Origin of the sequence: Halococcus qingdaonensis, assembly GCF_024508235.1 — an archaeon.
GTDB classification, from domain to species: domain Archaea; phylum Halobacteriota; class Halobacteria; order Halobacteriales; family Halococcaceae; genus Halococcus; species Halococcus qingdaonensis.
Genome location: NZ_CP101943.1, coordinates 1,438,021 through 1,454,186, shown reverse-complemented (window position 1 = coordinate 1,454,186; position 16,166 = coordinate 1,438,021). Strand labels below are relative to the sequence as shown.

At 64.7% G+C, this 16,166-nt stretch carries 12 protein-coding genes and 1 tRNA gene; 8 read left to right on the top strand and 5 right to left on the bottom strand.

What is annotated here, in order from left to right; genetic code table 11:
• Positions 1-13: 13 nt before the first annotated feature.
• From NO363_RS07485 to NO363_RS07475, 3 genes are read right to left on the bottom strand one after another with little or no spacing between them, the layout of a single operon-like run.
• Positions 14-499: an Lrp/AsnC family transcriptional regulator gene (locus NO363_RS07485; protein WP_256684074.1), complete on the bottom strand. Its 486-nt coding sequence runs from the start codon at positions 497-499 to the stop codon at positions 14-16.
• Positions 500-544: 45 nt separating this feature from the next.
• Positions 545-2,719, bottom strand: coding sequence for an amino acid permease (locus NO363_RS07480; RefSeq protein WP_256684072.1), 2,175 nt, complete (start codon positions 2,717-2,719; stop codon positions 545-547).
• Positions 2,719-3,252, bottom strand: a complete 534-nt coding sequence (locus NO363_RS07475) for an NAD-binding protein (protein ID WP_256684070.1) — start codon at positions 3,250-3,252, stop codon at positions 2,719-2,721. The genes NO363_RS07480 and NO363_RS07475 overlap by 1 nt, the downstream gene beginning before the upstream one ends.
• Before the next feature lie 309 nt (positions 3,253-3,561).
• On the opposite strand from NO363_RS07475, the gene NO363_RS07470 reads away from it, so the two are divergent.
• The 8 genes from NO363_RS07470 (at position 3,562) to NO363_RS07435 (ending at position 13,470) form a co-directional block, all read left to right on the top strand.
• A complete protein-coding gene (locus NO363_RS07470; RefSeq protein ID WP_256684068.1) occupies positions 3,562-3,717 on the top strand; it encodes a hypothetical protein in 156 nt (51 codons plus the stop codon).
• Positions 3,718-3,826: 109 nt separating this feature from the next.
• Positions 3,827-4,522, top strand: coding sequence for a metal-dependent transcriptional regulator (locus tag NO363_RS07465; protein ID WP_256684066.1), 696 nt, complete (start codon positions 3,827-3,829; stop codon positions 4,520-4,522).
• A gap of 667 nt (positions 4,523-5,189) precedes the next feature.
• Complete coding sequence (locus tag NO363_RS07460) at positions 5,190-6,449, top strand: putative manganese transporter (protein WP_256684064.1); 1,260 nt, start codon at positions 5,190-5,192, stop codon at positions 6,447-6,449.
• Between the two features lie 51 nt (positions 6,450-6,500).
• Positions 6,501-6,899, top strand: coding sequence for a universal stress protein (locus tag NO363_RS07455; RefSeq protein WP_256684062.1), 399 nt, complete (start codon positions 6,501-6,503; stop codon positions 6,897-6,899).
• Positions 6,900-7,100: 201 nt separating this feature from the next.
• A complete protein-coding gene (locus NO363_RS07450; RefSeq protein ID WP_256684060.1) occupies positions 7,101-9,692 on the top strand; it encodes a heavy metal translocating P-type ATPase in 2,592 nt (863 codons plus the stop codon).
• A gap of 133 nt (positions 9,693-9,825) precedes the next feature.
• On the top strand, positions 9,826-11,253 hold the full coding sequence (locus NO363_RS07445) for an APC family permease (RefSeq protein ID WP_256684058.1): 1,428 nt from the start codon (positions 9,826-9,828) through the stop codon (positions 11,251-11,253).
• 40 nt (positions 11,254-11,293) lie between these two features.
• Positions 11,294-12,562 (top strand): kynureninase, encoded by a 1,269-nt coding sequence (gene kynU / locus NO363_RS07440; protein WP_256684056.1) that lies wholly within the window; start codon positions 11,294-11,296, stop codon positions 12,560-12,562.
• Positions 12,563-12,612: 50 nt separating this feature from the next.
• Complete coding sequence (locus NO363_RS07435; protein ID WP_256684054.1) at positions 12,613-13,470, top strand: alpha/beta hydrolase; 858 nt, start codon at positions 12,613-12,615, stop codon at positions 13,468-13,470.
• Between the two features lie 93 nt (positions 13,471-13,563).
• Here the strand turns inward: NO363_RS07435 and NO363_RS07430 are convergent.
• Positions 13,564-13,637 (bottom strand) — tRNA-Lys (locus tag NO363_RS07430).
• A gap of 208 nt (positions 13,638-13,845) precedes the next feature.
• The gene (locus NO363_RS07425) at positions 13,846-16,071 is read right to left on the bottom strand and encodes a CDC48 family AAA ATPase (protein ID WP_256684052.1); all 2,226 of its coding nucleotides are present in this window, start codon (positions 16,069-16,071) and stop codon (positions 13,846-13,848) included.
• Positions 16,072-16,166 lie beyond the last annotated feature (95 nt).

The following is a 16,166-nucleotide window of genomic DNA, read 5'->3' as shown; positions in this document are numbered from 1 at the left end:
ATACTGCGGTATATCATTCGTTCGTTTCCGGTTCGTCGTCCTTATCGAACCACTGGAGCGGGCCGGTGTACTCGTTGTGGATGAGTTCCTCGTCGACGATCTCGAGGCCGAGCGCGGCGAGATCACGGTTGATGCGGCTGAGATCGTCGCCGTCGCGGCCGACGGCACCGATCTGGATGTTCTCCTCACCGGTCATCAGCTCACGGGCCGAGACGACGCCGGAGATCGTCAGCGCCTCGCGGGCGAGCGCTTCGCGCTCGGGGATCGGTGCGGTACAGAAGATGCTGGTGAACAGCTGGTAGCCCGCGCGTTCGTAATCGATATCGAGATGTGCGCCACGGATGATCTCCTCGTCCTCGAGACGGGCGATGCGTTTGCGGACCGTGCTCGGCGAGACGCCGTAGTCCTCGGCGATCTCGGCCGCCGACGTTCCGTGACTGTCCGCCTGGAGTCGGAAGACGACGTACTCGTCCAGCTCGTCGAGTTCGCGCGGTGGCATACTCCGAGAAGGTATCGCCGCTCGGGAAAGCGTTTGCCGTTCGACCTACAGTAGCCGCCCTTCGAGCGCGCGCCCGATCCGCCCCGGCATACTCTCCTCGCGCGGACGCACGACGAGGACGGGTCCGTCGGTGCCATCGGCGAGCGACTGGGCGTCCGTCCCGACGACCAGCACGTCGGCGTCGTCGCTTTCAAGATCCCCCGAACCACCGTCGGGGCTGACGAGCGCCGTCCTGACGGGCACCGAACAGAGTGCCGCGATCTCCTCGTGGTAGTCGGCGATCGTTCGGCGCTGTTCGTCGGAAACGGACGCGTCGCGGGCGTATTCCAGGACGATCGCCGCGTCGTGTGCCGCCGCCACCGCGTCGGCGACGGCAATCTTCGCCGGATCGTGAGGGCCGTCGTCGGTCAGCACGGTCACGGTTTCGATCTCGGGGTTCGCCGCGGCGTTGTCGACGACGACGGCATCACAGCCAGTGTGGGCGAGCACCCACTCGTCGTCCGCATCGAACAGCCGTTCGCGCCGGCGTGACGGCTGGCGCTCGATCACGAGCGTGTCCACGTCGTGCTCGTCGACGTAGTTCGCCAGCGCGTGGCGGGTGTCGTGGCTGACGATCTCGCCGACGTGCACCGGCACGTCGAGCTCGGCCGCGAGCGCGTCCGTCCGCTCCTCGAACTCGATGTCGGCACCCGACCGTTCGGTGGCGGCTTCGAGCGGCACCTGGTCGGCTACCTCGTCGAACCGGACGACCGATACCGCGCCGTACTGGGGTGCTGCGAGATCCGCCGCGACGCCGACGAGTGTCTCCTCGTGTGAAGGGGCCGTTCCCTCCGGCACCGCGACGAGCGCCTCGTAGCCCTCCGTCGGGGCGATCGCGTCCCGTGTCCGTTCGACGGCCTGCCGTCCGACCTCGCGGCGGACCGCGTCGACGGCCGCGCCCTCGCGTTCGACGCGATCGCGGGCGTACCAGAGATACCACGCGACGCTGCCGGCCGTGATGAGGACGGCCCCGGCGAGCGGGATGGTTCCCATCTGCGTGAGCAAAACGAGCCCGCCGACGACGCCGAACGCTTGCATCCAGGGGTAGAACGGCGATTCGAACGTCGGTTCGTAGGTCATCGTGCCGCGGCGGAACGCGATCAGCGCGACGTTGACGAGGACGAACACGAGGATCTGGAACGCGCTCGCGAGTTTGGCGATGCTCTCGAGCGGGACGAACGCGATGAGGACGAGCAACACGACGCCGGTGAGCGTGATCGACGTGCTCGGCGTGCCGAAACGCTCGCTGATCTCGCCGAGCGAGGGGGGCACCAATCCGTCGCGGCTCATCGCGAACGGGTAGCGCGATGAGGAGAGGATACCGGCGTTGGCGGTGCTCACGAGCGCGAGCAGCGCCGCCATCACGACGACGAGAACGCCCGCCGGACCGAGTGCGGCCTCCGCGGCGACCGCCATCGGTGCCTCGGAGGCGGCGATCGCCGCCGTGTCGGTGACGCCGAGCATGACGATCACGATGAGCGCGTACAGCAGCGTGGTGAACCCGAGCGAGCCGAGAATGCCCAGCGGGATGTTCCGGCCGGGGTTCTCGATCTCCTCGGCGACGCTCGCGACCTTCGTCACGCCCGCGTACGAGACGAACACGAGCCCGGTGGCCGCGAGGATCCCGCCGGCGCTGGTCTCGAAGACGCCCGCGTAGTTCGCCGGCCGTACCGACGGCACCCCGCCGACGACGAACCAGCCGAGCGCCGCGAGCATGATCGCGACGATGATCACCTGGATGCGACCGGTCTGTTTCGCGCCGAACAGGTTGACGAGGACGAGAATCACGGCGAGGGTGAGCGCCAGCGGCGTCGTGATCGACGGCGGGACGTCGAACAGGTAGAGGAGATACGGCACCCCACCCACCAGCGCCAGCCCACCCTTAAACGACAGCGAGAACCAGGTACCGATGCCGGCGACCGTCCCCAGCAACGGCCCCATGCCGCGCTCGATGAACAGATAGGTGCCGCCGGATTCGGGCATCGCCGTCGCCATCTCCGACTTCGAGAGCGCCGCGGGGAGGACGACCAGCCCGGCCAGGACGTAGGCGATCACGACCGCCGGTCCCGCGTACTCGACGGCTACCGCGGGGAGGATGAAGATCCCGCTGCCGATCATCGCGCCGATGCTGATGGCGAGCACCGAGAACAGCCCGAGATCGCGTTCGAGGCTCTTTGGCACTAGCGATCACCACCCGTTCCGTCCGATCGGAGCCGTTCGCACTCCGATCCGTCGGCCGACCCTTTCGGGGATTGCCCGGTCGACGACTCCCCCGTCGCCTGTTCTGACTGCCGCTCGATCTCGGGACGCTTGCCGTCATGGTGCTGTCTGGCGAGTGCGGAGGCCAGCGTGGTCGCGGCACACACCGGCTCGATCCCGGCCGCGGCGAACGCGTCGACGTTCCGCGGGTCGTTGACGAGTGCGATGATGCGCTCGGTCCGGCGGCATCCCAGCAGCTGTGCGATCAGCAGGTTCCGTCTGTCCGTCCGCGAGGCGACGATGGCGGTGCCCATCGACTCGATCGCCTCGCGGTCGAGCGTGGCCGTCTCGCTCGGATCGGCCAGACAGGCGTCGACACCCGCCGCCGTCGCGCGTTCGACGGCGTGTTCGTCCTCCCCGAGAAATAGCACGACGGCCGAACCGTGTGCGAGTCGGCGAGCGAGTGTCTCCCCCACCGACCCGTCACCACCAATCACCAGTGTTTCGTTGATCATAACGAATCGTTCCTTGTATCGCGTTTAGAAGCTGGTTCGTGATAAAAATACGGATTTCGAGCGGTTTTCGTGATTATAATTCCTATCGTTCACCGATACTGACTGTTTCCATTGTTCCCGACATCGTTCGTTTCATCCGGATCCCACCGCAAGCGATAGCTGACGAGCCGACATACCGGACGACGGACCTCGTATTCTCTCCCTCAGCGAATCGATGTACGACTACTGACCCATCATTGTTAGTCATAGCTAATCAAATATTTTGGGGGGAACAATTATAGGATTCGTCTGTAAACACAGTTATGACGCATGAGGCTCGTCACGTCGGCACGTCTACCGATCGATGCAGAACCAGCCCTCACGGTCCCTGAGGTCACGTTCCAGATGTTCATGCTCACGGTCTTCTTCACGATCGTGATGCTGTACGTGTTGGCCGTGCTGTATCACTCGTCTCGCTGGGCGTGAGTCGGAGCCGGTCGCTCCCTTTCACCACCGACCATCCGCGTTCTCCTCTTTCGCCACGTTTAGATGCTTCACAACAACGATTTAGTATCTCGACAACCAAGGGAACGATATGCCAAGCGCGACATCCGAGGACTATCTCAAAGCGATCTACCAGCTCCATGAGGGCGACGAGCCCGTCTCCACGTCGGCGATCGCCGATTCGCTCGGCGTCACGCCTCCAACGGTGACGGCGACGACCAAGCGCCTCGAAGACGCTGACCTCGCCGAGCGCGAGGAGTACAAAGGCGTCCAGCTGACCGCCGAGGGCGAACTGGTCGCGCTCGAAACGATCCGCCATCATCGACTGCTCGAACTGTTTCTGACAGAGCAACTGGGCTACGACTGGGCGGAGGTCCACGAGGAGGCCGATCGGCTCGAACACCACATCAGCGAGCGCCTCGAAACCAAGCTCGCGGCCGCTCTCGGCGACCCCAGCGCCGACCCCCACGGCGCGCCGATCCCGACCGAGGATCTCGAACCGACCGCGGACGACGATGCAACGCTCGCCGACTGCAGTGAGGGCGAGACGGTCGTCGTCACACAGGTCGCCGACAGCGATTCGGAGGTGCTTTCCTATCTCGCCGATGCCGGTATCACGCCCGGGACACAGCTCGCAATCACCGAGATCGCTCCCTTTGGACTGATGACTGTCGCGCCGAGCGATGGCGGTGAGACGGTCTCGCTCCCCGACGAGATCACCACCAGCATGTACGTCCGCGAACTCGACACTGCCCCGTCGGACAACGAGATGTCGTTGGTCGGCTAGCATGGACGGGGTCGTCTGCCCGTCGTGTCGGACCATTCCTGCGATCGAGCTATCATGACAGTTGCCAGCAGCCACACCACTGCGGCCGCTAATGGATCGTTCGTCGGAATCAGATGTCGGCCACTCACAGTATCGTATCGGTTCGATCGCGGTCGCTGGAGGACGAGTATCGAGAACGAAACGCTAGGGAATGCAGAATTTCACTCATTTCGGTAGAGGCACACTGGTGTAGACAGATGTGTCAACACACGAGTGTTCGAGCCGTTCTATGTGGCGTGTCCAACGATCGTGTTTCACCTCCTGCCCGATTATTAGGATATACTAATTTATTTCTTTTGCTCTTCTAGAATAGCACCCATGGATGGGTCTCGACGATCTCGGCAATTATCGCTCTACCCCGCAAATCCTCGGAAGAACCGTCATCACTCGGTAGTTCACTCGACGCCAGAAGTCCGTTTTCGTATTATCCAGGCTGTGTTGAGAAACCGCCGACGGTTTTGAGAGACTCCCTATCGCTATTAGTGACTACTAATACACGATTTAGATACAAATCTTTATTGCCTTCGCTCATTCACAGTCGCCTGCGAATGAACGACAACTCTCGATCGAGCGAGTGTATCGCTTCCCGACTCGACCGTCGCACCCGATCCGAGGGGTCCCCTGGCTGATGATCCTGCTTCAACTCGGCCTGCCGGAGGTTTTCGAGATCCTCGTCGGCTCGTGGCGCGAAGGTTTCGTGCAGGTCTCGGGATTCGTCGGTGCGACGATCCTGCTGTTCAGCCTCGTCCAGTATCGCTTCGATGGCCGCCTCACCACGTGGCTTCAGGAAAACGAGCGCGCCCAGCCGCTCACCGGCGCGCTGCTCGGGCTCACGCCGGGCTGTGGCGGCGCGATCATCGCCATGCCACTCTACATCCGCGGGACGGTCAGTTTCGGTACCGTCGTCGCGGCGCTCGCGGCGACCGCCGGTGACTCGGCGTTCATCATCCTCGCGCTCGCACCCGAGGCGGCGCTGTACGCCTACGGGATGGCGTTCGTCGCGGCGGTGCTGTTCGGCTACGCGATCGATATCTTCGGGCTCGGCGTCGGCTACGTCGACAACGCGGTCGAGCGCATCGGCCGTCCGATGACTGACGGCGGGTTCGCGACGACGAGCGTCGCCGACGGCGGTCCGAGCATCGCCGACTACGACGGCCCGGACGGTCACGATCACGACCACGATCACGGCGGCGATCTCCCGAGCTACCTGTCCCAGTCCCGGCTGCTCGAACGCGTCAGCCACGCGATCCACGTTCTCTGGTGGGTCGTTCTCGCGGGCGCGCTCGTCGCCGGCGTGCTGTATCTCGCGAAGGGTGCACAGGAGCCCGCGTGGGAGGTCGCGGCCACCTACGACGGTCTGTTCACGATCACCGGGCTCGTCGGCACCACGCTGTCGTTCTACCTCTACTTCGTCGGTCGCCACTACATCGGCGAGGGTGAGACCGGTCGCGTTCGCGACTCGTTCGAGAGCCTCTACAACACCTTCCAGCACGCCGCGATGGAGACAGCGATGGTCACGGTCTGGGTCATCGCTGGCTACCTGCTCTACGAGTACGGTCTCCTGCTCACCGGCGTCGAGATCCAGGCGCTCGCGGCGGCCGCAGGCATCTTCGCACCGATCGCGGGCGCGGTGCTCGGACTGATCCCCGGCTGTGCGGCACACATCGTGTTCGCGCAGCTGTACGCCCTCGAAGAGGCGATCCCGTTCTCGGCGCTCGTGGCGAACGCCATCAGTCAGGACGGCGACGCGCTGTTCCCGCTGCTGGCGATCGATCTGAAGGCCGCGATCATCGCCACGATCTACACGACGATTCCCGGCGTCCTCGTCGGGATTCTCGTCTACTACTTCTGGCCGTACGCGCAGTTCGGCTTCGGGGTGCTCGGATGACGGGCGTCGACGGCCGACGATCGATCGGACGGATCGGAGGCCGCAACTGACATGTACGATCGCATCCTCGTCCCGACCGACGGCAGCGAGCCCGCAGCCGCTGCGGTCCGGCACGCGCTCGATCTCGCCGATCGGTACGACGCGACGCTCCACGCGCTGTTCGTCGTCGACACCGACAAGAGCTGGATGACGGTCTCGAAGGTCGAGGTCCACGACGCGCTCTGGGAGGTCGGCCGCGAGACCGCGACACGAGTCCTCGCGGAGGTCGAAGCCGTGACAGCGGATGTCGGCGTCGAACTCGTCACAGAGATCCTCGAAGGAGCGCCCGATCGACGGATCCCCGAGTACGCCGCCGAGAACGGGATCGATCTCGTCGTGATGGGAACGCACGGCCGCACCGGGCTCCAGCATCGGCTCCTCGGCAGCGTTCACGGGAGCTGGCTCCCGTGAGCCAATCAGAACCCGAAGGTTCTGATGACGTCACCGAACGAGTCATCCGCGAGACAAACGTTCCCGTGATGGCAGTCAACGCCGAAGAATCGGGCTGAACGGCGGGTTGTTACTCCGTTCCGCTTTCGTTCATAATCACTATTATTAGCGGCCGCTATTTTAGCAGTTAGGTTAATAAAAAGGCATCCCGTAGCGTCGGTAATGGACGCATCCGATCGGTCGGAGGACGGGATCGGCCCGCCATCCGACGGGCACGACGATCCCGACCGCGAAGCCAGTGTTCAGGACGACCCGCCGATTTCGACTTCGATAGACGAGGAAAGCGTCGTTCAGCTCTCGGTTCCCGACATGGACTGTCCCTCGTGTGCAGGGAAGGTCGAACGCAGCGTCCGGAAACTCGACGGGATCGACGGCGTCGACCCGCAAGTGACGACCGGCACGCTCACCGTCGCCTTCGACGACCGAACGAGCCGCGATGCGATCACCGACCGAATCGAGAAGGCCGGTTACACCGTCGAGGAATCGGGTACGACGACCACGACGCTCTCGGTCCCGGACATAGACTGTCCTTCCTGTGCGGGCAAGGTCGAGAACGCGCTCGATCGGATTACCGGTATCTCCTCGTACGAGACCCAGTCGACGACTGGGAACGTAGCCGTCACCTACGACGCGGCGACAACAGGCGAGAGCGAACTCGTCGAGGCCATCGAGAGCGCCGGCTACACCGTCACCGACGCCGCAAGCGAGGGATCGAGCGACGGGAGCGATACGAACGACAGCATCTGGACGAGCACGCGCGCGATCAAGACCTGGATCAGCGGTGGCTTCCTCGGGCTCGGACTGCTCTTCGAGTTCGTTCTCGGGGCGCAGAACGCCGCCGTCGTGACGGTTCTCGGAAGCGAGCTGTTCGTCGCGGACATCCTCTTCCTGATCGGGGTCGTGTTCGGCGGCCAGGAGATCCTCCGGAACGGCTACTACTCGGTGCGAAATCTCAATCTCGACATCGACTTCCTGATGTCGGTCGCCATCCTCGGCGCGCTGGTCGCAAGCCTCGCGTTCGGCGAAGCGCTCTACTTCGAGGCCGCGACGCTCGCGTTCCTGTTCAGTATCGCCGAACTGCTCGAACGCTCCTCGATGGATCAGGCCCGCAACTCGCTTCAGGAGCTGATGGATCTCTCGCCGGACGAGGCGACCGTCAAGCGGGACGATGGCGACGAGGAAACGATCCCGGTCGACGAGGTATCGGTCGGCGAGGTCGTAGTGGTGCGCCCGGGCGAGAAGATCCCGATGGACGGCGACGTCGTCGAGGGCGAGAGCGCGGTCAATCAGGCCCCGATCACCGGCGAGAGCGTCCCGGTCGACAAGACGACTGGCGACGAGGTGTACGCGGGGACGATCAACGAGGAGGGCTATCTCGAAGTGCAGGTCACCTCCGGGGCCGCGGACAACACCCTCTCACGGATCGTGGAGATGGTCGAGGACGCCCAGTCGAACAAGACCGAGCGCGAGCAGTTCGTCGAGCGATTTTCGGCGTGGTACACGCCCGTCGTCGTCGCGTTTGCCGTCCTCGTCACGCTCGGCAGTCCGTTCGTCCTCGGAACGACGTGGTCGACGGCCGTCGTCCACGGTCTCACCCTGCTGGTGCTCGCGTGCCCGTGCGCGTTCGTCATCTCGACGCCCGTCTCCGTGGTGTCGGGCATCACGAGCGCCGCGGACAACGGCGTGCTCATCAAGGGTGGCAACCACCTCGAAGCGATGGGCGCGGTCGACGTGGTGGCGTTCGATAAAACTGGGACGCTCACGAAGGGCGAACTCACCGTCACCGACGTCGTTTCGCTCAACGGCAACACCGAGGAGGACGTTCTCCGATGTGCGCGCGGGCTCGAAAAGCGCAGCGAGCACCCGATCGGCGAGGCCATCGTCGCCGAGGCCGGGGGCGCGGGCGTCGCCGAGCGCGAGATCGACGATTTCGAATCGATCACCGGGAAGGGCGTACGGGCGGAACTCGACGGCACGCCACACTTCGCCGGCAAACCTGGCCTGTTCGACGATCTCGGCTTTGATCTCTCACACGTCCACGCGACGACCGACGGAGGTGTCGTCACGGAGACGACGCGCCAGCTCTGCGAGCGCAACGACTGTCTCGATCTGCTGGAAGAGACGGTGCCAGAACTCCAATCCGAGGGTAAGACCGTCGTGCTCGTCGGTACGGAAGACGAACTGGAGGGTGTCGTCGCGGTCGCCGACGAAGTGCGCGACGAGGCGAAGCGGACGGTCGCCCGTCTCCAGGAACTCGGTGTCGAGCACACGGTGATGCTCACGGGCGACAACGATCGTACCGCGCGTGCGATCGCCGAGGAAGTCGGTGTCGACGAACATCGGGCGGAACTGCTGCCCGACGAGAAGGTCGAAGCGATCGACGAGCTGGTCGACGACTACGATGGAGTGGCGATGATCGGCGACGGGATCAACGACGCGCCGGCGCTCGCGACCGCGACGGTTGGGGTCGCGATGGGGGCCGCCGGCACGGACACGGCACTCGAAACCGCCGACATCGCGCTGATGGGCGACGATCTCGCGAAACTGCCCTATCTCTACGAGCTCGCGAACGACGCCAACGGCGTCATCCGCCAGAACATCGTCGGCAGCCTCCTCTTTAAGGCCGGGCTCGCAGTTGCGGTCCCGTTCGGCTACGTCCCGATCTGGCTGGCGGTGCTCGCCGGCGACGCCGGCATGACCGTCGGCGTGACCGGCAACGCGATGCGGCTCTCGCGCATCCGGCCCGACGAGTGACGCCCGCTCCGCCGACTGGTGGACGAGAAACCGATCCAAGACGGGGATGGTTTCGATATCTCTGATCGAGTCGGCGACCCATCCGGAACGGAAGACAAAGATGATCGGTGGCCGTTTCGTTGCTTCCGCATCGATGGGTACAGCAGGACGTCTCAGTCGGAACCTCTCGTGGATACACAGCGTCGCGGTCATCGTCGGGACGATGGTCGGTGCGGGGATCTTCGTCGTCACGGGGACGGCGGCGGAGCTCATGGGTCCGGCCGTCCCGCTCGGCTTCCTCGCCGGACTGCCGGTCGTGTTCTCGACCGCGCTCGTCTACGCGGTCTTCATGAGCGGTCCGCTCGGCGAGCATCCCGGCGGGGCGTACATGCACATCTCGCGGACGTGGAACTCGACGCTCGCGGGCTACGTCTTCATCTGGCTGAAAGTCGTCGCCTTCATCGGCGCGCAGGCGGTCTTCGCGATCGGCTTCGGCAACGCGATCCGCTACTGGCCCGTCTTCCGATTTCTCCCCGCCGAGTGGTGGGCGATCGCCTTTCTTACCGTCCTGTTCGTCCTCCACCTCGTCGGCGTCGACGTCTTCGGCCGGGCACAGGCGATTCTGACCGGTCTCCTCGTCGCCGTCCTCCTGCTGCTCGGCCTCCCCGGCCTGTTCCAGATCGATCCGGGAAACTTCTCGCCGCTGTTTCCCGGCCAGTTGTACGCCGACGGGCTCGTCGAACCGTTCGTCGCCGGGACGAGCGCGCTCTTCTTCTCGTACATCGGTTTCGAATCGCTCGCCCAGACTGCCGGCGAGACCGAAAACCCCCGGAAGACGCTGCCGCGCGTGTTCGCCGGCAGTGTGCTCTTCATCGGACTGCTCTACTTGCTCGTGAGCGTCGTCGTCCTCGGCATCCTGCCGTGGGAGCAGGTCGCGGGAAGCGAGACGCCGCTCACCGACGCCGCAGCGACGTACTTCCCGGTCGGGACGGCCGGCATCGTCGCCGTCGGGAGCCTGCTCGCGTACGCGACGACCGCCAACGCCGGCTATATGTCCCCGAGCCGGATTCTCTACGCGCTCGGTCGGGATCGACTGCTGCCCGACGCGCTCACGCACGTCAACGACCGGTTCGGTACGCCCGACGTCGGTCTCACGCTCACGTGGGGAATCGCCGTCGCGTTCGTCCTCACCTCGACGTTCTCGTACGCGCTGAGCATCTCGCTGGCCGCGCTCCTGTTCATGTACATCGCGCACGCGCTCTCGCTCGTCGCTCTGCCGCACGTCAACCCGACACTGTACGAGCGCAGCGGGTTGCGATTCGGACCGGTGACGGTCGCGGTCATCGGGCTGTTCAGCGCCGGCTCGATGCTCGTCTTCCTCTCACAGACGATCTCGCTGGCGGATCTCGGCCCGGCCATCCAGCAGTTGCTCGCCGGCAATGTCGGTGAGGCACTCCTCTCCAGCAGCCTTCTTCTACTGGGGATCTGGCTCGCCGTCGGCCTCCTAGTCTACGCGGGCTACCGGCTCTCGATCGACGACGAGTTCCCCGCGCGGCTACCGTTCGCCTTCCTCGAAGAGTAGTGAGCGAAAGGATACTGTACGCGCGGCGCTTCCGTTCGGTATGACCGCCTTCGACGCCAGCCACGAGGGTGCGATCGCTCGTGACGAGGCCGATCCGCTCGCCGGGTTCGCCGACCGCTTTCACCGCTCGGACGAGCTCTATCTCGACGGCAACTCGCTCGGCTCGCTCTCGACGGACGCACACCGTACACTTGAACGCGTCATCGACGAGTGGCGAGAGCTCGGCATCCGCGGCTGGACCGACGGCGATCCGCCCTGGTTCCGGTACGGAGAGTATCTCGGCGACCGTCTCGCGCCGCTGCTCGGCGTCGACGGGGACGAGGTCGTCGCGGCCAACGCTACGACGGTGAACATACACACGCTCGTCGGAACGTTTCTCGACACGATCGACGGACGGCCAACCGTCTTGATCGACGAACTCAATTTCCCAACCGACGGCTACGCCGTCCGCGCCCAGCTCCGCCAGCGCGGGTTCGATCCCGACGATCGGCTCGTGACCGTCGAGAGCGACGACGGGCGAACGATCGACGAGGACGACGTCGTCGCAGCACTGGAAACGAACGACGTCGATCTCCTCCTGCTCCCGTCGGTGCTCTATCGCAGCGGCCAGCTGCTCGACATCGAGCGTATCGCGACCGCCGCAGCCGACGAAGGAACGATCTGCGGGTTCGACCTCGCGCACTCGATCGGTGTCGTTCCCCACGACCTCTCCAACGTCGACTTCGCCGTCTGGTGTAGCTACAAGTATCTCAACGCCGGTCCTGGAGCCATCGCCGGGCTCTACGTGAACGAACGCCACTTCGGCACCCAGCCCGCACTCGCCGGCTGGTGGGGTCACGAGAAGGACACCCAGTTCGCGATGCGCCCGACGTACACGCCGGCCAACACTGCGGCCGCGTGGCAGATCGGCACCATCCCGATGCTGAGTGCCGCACCACTGGAGGGGGCACTCGACATCGTCACCGAGGCCGGCATCGACGCGATCCGGGAGAAATCACTCGATCTGACGGCGTACCTGATCGCGCTCGTCGACGAGCAGCTCGACGATTCGTTCACGATCGGAACGCCCCGCGAGCGCGCCCGACGGGGTGGGCACGTCGCCATCGAGCATCCCCACGCGGAGCGACTCGCCGCGGCACTCGCTGCCCGCGACGCCGTGGTCGACTTCCGCCCACCGAACGTCGTCCGGGTCTGTCCGGCACCGCTGTACACGAGCTACGCCGACGTCCGGGAGTTCGTCGTGACGCTGGCCGAGATCGCCGAATCGGGCGCGTACGAACGGTTCGATCCCGACGGTACTGTCACGTGATCCGCCTGCGAGTGACGAACGGCTAAGTGCCGACCGCCGGAATCCCACGCATGCTCTATCGTGAGTTCGAAACTCAGGCGGAGCTCGACGCGCAGTACAACGTGAGCCAGGCCGTCGACGATGCCTCCGAGTACGCGGAGTTCTACACCGAAAAGAGTCAGGAGGTTCGTGCGGAACTCGATCATCACCGTGACGTCTCGTTCGGTCCAACGGTGGCCGAACGGCTCGACGTCTTCCCCGCCGACCGCGAGAACGCCCCGATCCTCCTCTTCATCCACGGTGGCTACTGGCACAGCCGTACCAGCGACGAGTTCGATTTCGTCGCCCGTGGTCCCGTCTCGGCGGGCGTGACGACCGTCGTGATGAACTACGCGCTCTGTCCGGCAGTCTCGATCGACGAGATCGTCCGCCAGACCCGTGCTGCGGTCGTCTGGCTCGCCGATCACGCCGACGAGTTCGACAGCGATGGCGATTCCATCCACGTCGCCGGCCACTCGGCGGGTGGCCATCTGGCCGCAATGTTGCTGACGACCGACTGGACGAGTGAATACGACCGGTCGCCCGATATCGTCGAGAGCGCCTGTACGATCAGCGGACTGTTCGATCTCGCACCGTTTCCCTACACCTGGCTCCAGCCGAAACTGCAACTCACCTGGGACGAGGTCCGGCGCAACAGCCCGATCCGGCACGTCCCGTCAGAGGCACCACCGCTGCTGGTCAGTTACGGTGCGGACGAGCCCGCGGAGCTGTGCCGCCAATCGGAGGAGTTCCTGACTGCGTGGCAGCAGGCTGGCCTCGACGGCACCGGGCTGGCACAGCCGGAAACCAACCACTACACCGCCATCGAGGGGTTTCTCGATGCGGACAGTCGACTCTGTTCGGCCATTCTGGATCGAATCGAAAACTGACCTGTTCTTCGAACGCGATCAAAAAATGCGTGGAAGTACATCATTCATATACACCTTCCGTGATGTACTCATCCCTCGAAAACGTTGTAGAAGCGGGCCGGGAGGGATTTGAACCCCCGACTGTCTGATTAAGAGTCAGATGCTCTGCCTAACTGAGCTACCGGCCCTGACGATTCGGAGTTACCCGGCCCCAGTCAAATACGTTTTCCTTCACCGATCACGAGCGGGGCGATACTCTGCGACTGCGGTGTCGTGATCCTCACGCGAACGGGGCGGGATTCGACCGACGAGAAACCCTGGAGACGAACGGCGAGCGTCGTCCGGCGCGGGCAGAGAGTGATGGCCGAGCAGGGCTACCCGGTGCAGTAAAAACTACTACTGGAACCCGATGCGCCCGCCGCTGCGGCCGCGAGCGGGGTCCGCCGCACCGCCCTTGAACTCTTCGGCCATGCGATCGTAGTAGTCGAGGATGTCCTCGGTGATCGTCGGACGCACAGTTTCAAGCGCGGACCGGAAGTGGCGCATCTCGACGACGTCGGCGTCGGGATCGTCTCGGAGTGCCTGGATCGCAGCCTCGCGGGCGATGGATTCGAGATCGCTCCCGACGTAGCCGTCGGTGATCTCGGCGATCTCGCGCAGGCTCACGTCGGCCGCCAGCGGCGTGTCATCGGTGTGGATCGAGAGGATGCGCTCGCGACCCTCGACGCTCGGCTGACCGACCATCACGAGCCGATCGAACCGCCCCGATCTGATGAGCGCCGGATCGATCATGTCCGGTCGATTGGTCGCGGCGACGACCATCACGTTCTTCATGTCCTCCAGCCCGTCGAGCTCCGTGAGGAGCTGGTTGACGACTCGTTCCGAAACGTTCGAACCCACGTCGCCACCGCGGCTCGGGGCGAGGCTGTCGAGTTCGTCGAAGAAAATGACTGTGGGCGAGACCTGCCGGGCCTTCTTGAACGTCTGCCGGATCGCCTTCTCTGACTCGCCGACCCACTTCGAGAGCAGCTGTGGCCCGCGCACCGAGATGAAGTTGGCGTTGGTCTCGTTGGCGACGGCCTTGGCCATCAGCGTCTTGCCGGTGCCGGGCGGTCCGTAGAGTAGCACCCCCGCCGGTGGCTCGATCCCGAGTCGCGAGAAGCGCTCGGGGCTCGACAGCGGCCACTCGACGGCCTCCTTGAGCTCGCCCTTGGCATCTTCGAGCCCGCCGACGTCCTCCCACGTGATCTTCGGGAGCTCGACGAGTACCTCACGCATCGCGCTCGGCTCGACTTCGTTGAGCGCGCCGTCGAAGTCCTCGCGCTTGATGATCATCCGGTCGATGAGGCTCGGCGGGACGTCCTCCTCGTCGAGATCGATCTCGGGCAGGTAGCGCCGGAGCGCCTTCATCGCCGACTCTTTGGTGAGACTCTCGATGTCGGCACCGACGAACCCGTGGGTCTCGTCGGCGAGCCCCGAGAGGTTCACGTCGTCGCTCAGCGGCATCCCGCGGGTGTGGATCTGGAGGATCTCCTCGCGCCCGCGCTCATCGGGTACGCCGATCTCGATTTCGCGGTCGAATCGACCCGGTCTGCGCAGCGCGGGGTCGACCGAGTCGACGCGGTTGGTCGCGCCGATGACGATGACCTGGCCTCTGCTTTCCAGCCCGTCCATCATCGTCAGTAACTGGGCGACGACGCGGCGCTCGACCTCGCCCGTCACGTCCTCGCGCTTCGGCGCGATGGAGTCGAGTTCGTCGATGAAGATGATGGCCGGCGATTCTTCAGTAGCGTCCTCGAATATCTCGCGGAGCTGCTGTTCGCTCTCGCCGTAATACTTGGAGATGATTTCGGGCCCTGCGATCGAGAAGAAACTGGCGCTGGTCTCGTTGGCGACCGCCTTCGCCAGCAGGGTCTTGCCCGTGCCGGGCGGCCCGTGCAGCAGCACCCCCTGGGGCGGCTCGATGCCGAGCTTCTGGAATATTTGGGGGTGTTTCATCGGCAGCTCGACCATCTCGCGGACGCGCTGGATCTCGCTCTGGAGACCGCCGATGTCCTCGTAGGTGATACCACCTCCAGTTTTCTCGAAGCCCGAGATCGGCTCCTCGCGGAGTTCGACGTCGGTGTCCTCGGTAATGAGCGCCACTCCGTCAGGCTCGGTGTCGACGGCGATGAGCGGGATCGCCTGGCCCGGCGAGCGCATGAACGGATGGTTGGTCGAGCTCATCACGGGCACGATGTCGCGCTCGACGACGGGGCGCTTCAGGATCTGGCGTTTGACCATGCCGGCCGCGTCGCTGCCGAACTGGACGGAGGCCTCCTCGGGCGGGGCGAGCACGAGCCGGTCGGCCGTCCCGGGATCGGCCTTACGGATCTCGACGCGTTCGCCGATGCCAATATCGGCGTTCTGTCGGGTGAACCCGTCGATCCGAACCGTATCGGTGTTCCAGTCCTGTCGATCGGCGCGCCAGACCTTCGCGGCGGTCGTGTCGCCGCCCTCGATCTCGATGATGTCGCCCGGCGAGAGCTTGAGATGCAACAGGGTATCCGGATCGAGGCGGGCGATGCCGCGGCCCGAGTCGTTCGGGTATGCCTTCGCCACCTCCAGTTGGACTTCGTTCATGGCTGGCTGATGTCCGATACTCCGTCGCTGGCGGGGTTATGCCTTTTGCCTGTCCGCCCATGTCGAACCACTACCACGATCGGACGGCTTTTCGC

What these genes read in the sequence shown, in the direction of transcription:
- NO363_RS07475 (WP_256684070.1), bottom strand. Translation starts at nt 3,252, where the DNA reads ATGATCAACGAAACACTGGTGATTGGTGGTGACGGGTCGGTGGGGGAG.
- NO363_RS07470 (WP_256684068.1), top strand. Translation starts at nt 3,562, where the DNA reads ATGAGGCTCGTCACGTCGGCACGTCTACCGATCGATGCAGAACCAGCC.
- NO363_RS07435 (WP_256684054.1), top strand. Translation starts at nt 12,613, where the DNA reads ATGCTCTATCGTGAGTTCGAAACTCAGGCGGAGCTCGACGCGCAGTAC.
- NO363_RS07450 (WP_256684060.1), top strand. Translation starts at nt 7,101, where the DNA reads ATGGACGCATCCGATCGGTCGGAGGACGGGATCGGCCCGCCATCCGAC.
- NO363_RS07460 (WP_256684064.1), top strand. Translation starts at nt 5,190, where the DNA reads ATGATCCTGCTTCAACTCGGCCTGCCGGAGGTTTTCGAGATCCTCGTC.
- NO363_RS07485 (WP_256684074.1), bottom strand. Translation starts at nt 499, where the DNA reads ATGCCACCGCGCGAACTCGACGAGCTGGACGAGTACGTCGTCTTCCGA.
- kynU (WP_256684056.1), top strand. Translation starts at nt 11,294, where the DNA reads ATGACCGCCTTCGACGCCAGCCACGAGGGTGCGATCGCTCGTGACGAG.
- NO363_RS07425 (WP_256684052.1), bottom strand. Translation starts at nt 16,071, where the DNA reads ATGAACGAAGTCCAACTGGAGGTGGCGAAGGCATACCCGAACGACTCG.
- NO363_RS07455 (WP_256684062.1), top strand. Translation starts at nt 6,501, where the DNA reads ATGTACGATCGCATCCTCGTCCCGACCGACGGCAGCGAGCCCGCAGCC.
- NO363_RS07465 (WP_256684066.1), top strand. Translation starts at nt 3,827, where the DNA reads ATGCCAAGCGCGACATCCGAGGACTATCTCAAAGCGATCTACCAGCTC.
- NO363_RS07445 (WP_256684058.1), top strand. Translation starts at nt 9,826, where the DNA reads ATGGGTACAGCAGGACGTCTCAGTCGGAACCTCTCGTGGATACACAGC.